The 3,787-nt window shown below is 68.3% G+C and carries 4 protein-coding genes; all 4 read left to right on the top strand.

Features of this window, described 5'->3' with window-relative positions; all coding sequences use genetic code 11:
- A partial coding sequence (locus sphsw_RS09190; RefSeq protein WP_031440346.1) for a sigma-54 interaction domain-containing protein occupies positions 1-933 on the top strand: 933 nt, incomplete at its 5' end.
- Positions 930-1,292 (top strand): flagellar hook-basal body complex protein FliE, encoded by a 363-nt coding sequence (gene fliE / locus sphsw_RS09185; RefSeq protein WP_031440345.1) that lies wholly within the window; start codon positions 930-932, stop codon positions 1,290-1,292. The genes sphsw_RS09190 and fliE, both read left to right, overlap by 4 nt.
- 4 nt (positions 1,293-1,296) lie before the next feature.
- Positions 1,297-2,988 carry a flagellar basal-body MS-ring/collar protein FliF gene (gene fliF / locus sphsw_RS09180; RefSeq protein WP_031440344.1) on the top strand — a complete coding sequence of 564 codons (1,692 nt, stop codon included), beginning with the start codon at positions 1,297-1,299 and terminating at the stop codon, positions 2,986-2,988.
- A partial coding sequence (locus sphsw_RS09175; RefSeq protein WP_042466979.1) for a flagellar motor switch protein FliG occupies positions 2,988-3,787 on the top strand: 800 nt, incomplete at its 3' end. The genes fliF and sphsw_RS09175, both read left to right, overlap by 1 nt.

Here is a 3,787-nt window from a genome sequence, read left to right as displayed (position 1 = left end):
GGTCCGACCGGCACCGGCAAGGAAGTGCTGGCCCGCGCGATCCACAATGGTTCGCCGCGCAAGACCGGCCCGTTCATCGCAATCAACTGCGCAGCACTCCCCGAATCGATGCTTGAGGCGATGCTGTTCGGCCACCAGAAGGGCGCGTTCACCGGCGCGTCATCGGGCGGTGAGGGCTTTTTCCGCGCCGCCAACGGCGGCACGATCCTGCTCGACGAGATTGCCGAGATGCCGCTGACGCTTCAAGCCAAGCTGCTCCGCGTGCTCCAGGAGCGCGAGGTCGTCCCGCTCGGCGCGACCGTGCCGCAGCCGATCGACGTCCGCGTCATCGCCTGCGCCAATCGCGACCTGCAGGGCGAGGTCGCCGCCGGCCGGTTCCGCGCCGATCTCTATTACCGGCTCGCGGTGTTCCCGCTGACCACCAAGTCGCTCGCCGAGCGGCCGCAGGATATCCCTGCGCTCGCCGCGACGATGATCCTGCGTCATGCCGGCAACCGCAACGTCATTCCCTGGCCGTCGCGCGCGGCGATCGAGGCGCTGATGCTGCACGACTGGCCGGGCAATGTCCGCGAGCTCGAGAACGTGATCCAGCGCGCGCTGCTGTTCTGCGGCGGCGACACGATCGAGGCGAGTCACATCCTGTTCGATCGCCCGGTGACGATGACCTTCGCCCCGCGCCCCGCGCCGGTCGTCGCGCCCATCGCCGAACCGCTCGTGCCCGTTGCCGCGACGCCCGCCGAACCGCAGACCGATACGTTGGGCACCATTGTCCAGATGAGCGAGTTCGCGGCGATCCGCGAGACGCTGAAGGCATGCGGCGGCAGCCGGATCGAGACCGCGCGCCGGCTGGGCATTTCGGAGCGCACGCTGCGCTATCGCCTCGCCAAGGCACGCGAACAGGGTGAGGACTTCGCCCGGGTGATGTCGGCATGAGCGGCGTCAGCGGAATCGGCGGCGGCGCGATGAGCGTCGACCGCGTCATGGCGCTGCGCTCGCAGATCCTCGAGCGCAACCAGGCGCTCGCTCGCGCCAGCCAGACCGGCCCGACGGTCGCGCCGACCGAGACGAAACCCGTCAGCTTCGGCGACACGATGGAAACCGCGCTGAAGAGCGTGAACGAGGGCCAGACCCAGGCCGCCAAGCTCAGCGAAAGCTATGAGCGCGGCGAGACCGTCGACATCGCCAAAGTGATGCTCGCGCGCCAGCAGGCGTCGGTCGGGTTCGAGGCGACGCTGCAGGTCCGCAACAAACTCCTGTCCGCCTACAAGGACATCATGAGCATGCCGGTGTAATGATATGAGCACTGCCCTCATCCCCGCTTCGTCGGCCAATGGCCTCCCCGAGAAATTCGCCAACCCGCTCAAACAGATAAAGTCCGCCTTCGCGCAGCCCGCGGTACGCCGCTCGCTGCCGATGGTGCTGATGATCGGCCTGATCGCCGCCGCCGCGCTCGCGTGGATGACATTGTCCTCGCCGACGCAGAAGACGCTGTTCACCAACCTGCCCGATGCCGACAAGGCCGCGGTCACCTCCGCGCTGACGACCGCGAACATCAAGAGCCGGATCGACGATTCGACGGGTTCGCTGACGGTTGCCGAGGAGGATTATTCGCGCGCGCGGATGCTGCTCGCCGGCCAGGGCCTGCCCAAGGCGGCACCCGGTGGTTACGCGATCCTCGACCAGCTGCCGATGGGCGTCAGCCGCGCGGTGGAAGGCGAACGCCTGCGCCAGGCGCGCGAATCCGAGCTCGCCCGGTCGATCGAGGAGATCGACGCGGTAGCCGAGGCGCGCGTGCATCTCGCGACGCCCGAAGCCTCGGTGTTCGTCCGCGACAATGCCGCACCCTCTGCCTCGGTGATCCTGAAACTGCAGGGTGGCCGGTCCTTGAGCGACGCACAGGTCGCCTCGATCATCAACCTCGTCGCATCGTCGGTACCCGGCATGAAGCCCGATTCGGTGACGATCGTCGACCAGATGGGCGCGCTGCTGACCAAGCCGGGCGGCGTCGACGGCGTCGGCGCGGCGGGCGACAAGCGGATCGAGATCCAGCGTCGCGTCGAGGACAAGTACCGCACCCAGCTGATTCAGCTGCTGACCCCGCTGGTGGGGGCCGGCAACTTCACCGCCGAGGTCCAGGCCGACGTCAATCTCGACGAGACCCAGGCGACGCGCGAAAGCTATGACAAGCAGGGCGTTCTGCGCGCCGAGACGGGCAACTGGACCGGCAACCAGAAGGACGGCGCGGCGACACCGGGCGGCATCCCCGGCGCGCTCAGCAACACGCCGCCCGCCGCCAGCACGCTCCAGGCACCGCAGCCCGCGACCGGCAATCCCGGCATGCCGCAGCCCGTCGCCGGTGGCCCCGCCCCCGACGCAATGAAGCAGTCCGACCAGTATCAGCGCGCCTATGACCTGGGCCGCGAAGTGTCGGTGACCCGCGCCACCCCGGGCAGCGTCAAGCGCCTGTCGGTCGCGGTACTGCTCCGCGATCCCGACAAGACGCGCCGCACCGCGATGGAGATCAACCAGATCACCGACCTCGTAAAAAGCGCGGTCGGCTTCGACCAGACGCGCAACGACAATGTGACGGTGATCAGCCGCAAGTTCGCCGGCGCCGATGCCGCCGCCGATACCGGTCCCGCCTGGTACGACAATGCGTGGCTGCCGGTGCTGGCGCGCAACGGAACCGCGATCGTCATCGCGCTGCTCGTCCTGCTGCTCGGTGTTCGCCCGATCGCCAAGGCGCTGATGAAGAAGCGCGAGGACGCGACGCCGCGGCCCGCCTTCGGCCAGACGATCGAGGGTGCCGAGGGCGAGGATGCCGAGGCCCTGACCGGTCCGGTCGTCGTCCCCCCGGTCAGCCTCGACCAGCTCGAAAGTTCGCGCGGCTATGACGAGCGGGTCGGCGCGGTCCGCGGCTTCACCCGCGACAATCCGACCCGCGCCGCGCTCGCCGTGCGCGACATGATCAAGGCGGACGCACGCTGATGGAGGGCTTGCGCACCTATACCGGCGTGGAGCGTGCCGCCGTGCTGATGATGCTGGTGGGCGAGGACGAAGCCGCCGCGATCCTGCAGAAGCTCGACCCGGAGGAGGTCCGTCAACTTGGCGCGGCGATGTTCAAGGTCGCCGATGTCTCCGAGCAGGAGGTCGAGACGGTGCTCGACGATTTCGTCGACCGCGCACGCGAGCGTACGACGATCGGCTTCGACCCTCGTCCCAAGATCGAGGCGGTGATGAACCGCGCGCTCGGCCGCGAAAAGGCCGAGAGCGTCCTCGCACGGATCACCCCGGCCGAGGCGGCATGCGAACTCGAACTGCTCGACTGGCTCGATGCGAGCGAGATCGCCGCGATGATCGAGAAGGAGCATCCGCAGATCGCCGCGGTGCTGATCGCCAATCTCGACGCGTCGGTCGGCGGCCAAGTGCTCGAACTGATGCCCGATGCGGTCCAGCCCGATATCCTCCACCGCATCGCCCGGCTCGGGCCGATCACGCCCGAGGCAGTCGACACGCTGCGCACGTTGCTCGCCAATCGCACCGGCGCCGGATCGACCGGCCAGGGCGTGACGCTGGGCGGCACGCGCGAGGCAGCCAAGATCCTGTCCGGCGCGCGCAAGGCGACCGAGCAGCGCGTCATGCCCAAATTGTTCAAGATCGACCGCGACGTCGCCAAGGCGATCGAGGAGGCGATGTTCGTGTTCGACAACCTGCTTGAGCTCGACGACAAGAATCTGGGCACGCTGATCCGCAACGTCGATGGCGAGATCCTCACCAAGGCGCTCAA

The sequence above is a fragment of the Sphingomonas sp. FUKUSWIS1 genome, from assembly GCF_000733135.1.
Lineage (GTDB): Bacteria > Pseudomonadota > Alphaproteobacteria > Sphingomonadales > Sphingomonadaceae > Sphingomonas > Sphingomonas aerolata.
The sequence above is the reverse complement of the archived record's forward strand: the minus strand, read 5'-3'. Positions and strand labels throughout refer to the sequence as shown.

Excerpts from the sequence above, each read along its gene's own strand:
- fliE (WP_031440345.1), top strand. The coding sequence starts at position 930 with ATGAGCGGCGTCAGCGGAATCGGCGGCGGCGCGATGAGCGTCGACCGC.
- fliF (WP_031440344.1), top strand. The coding sequence starts at position 1,297 with ATGAGCACTGCCCTCATCCCCGCTTCGTCGGCCAATGGCCTCCCCGAG.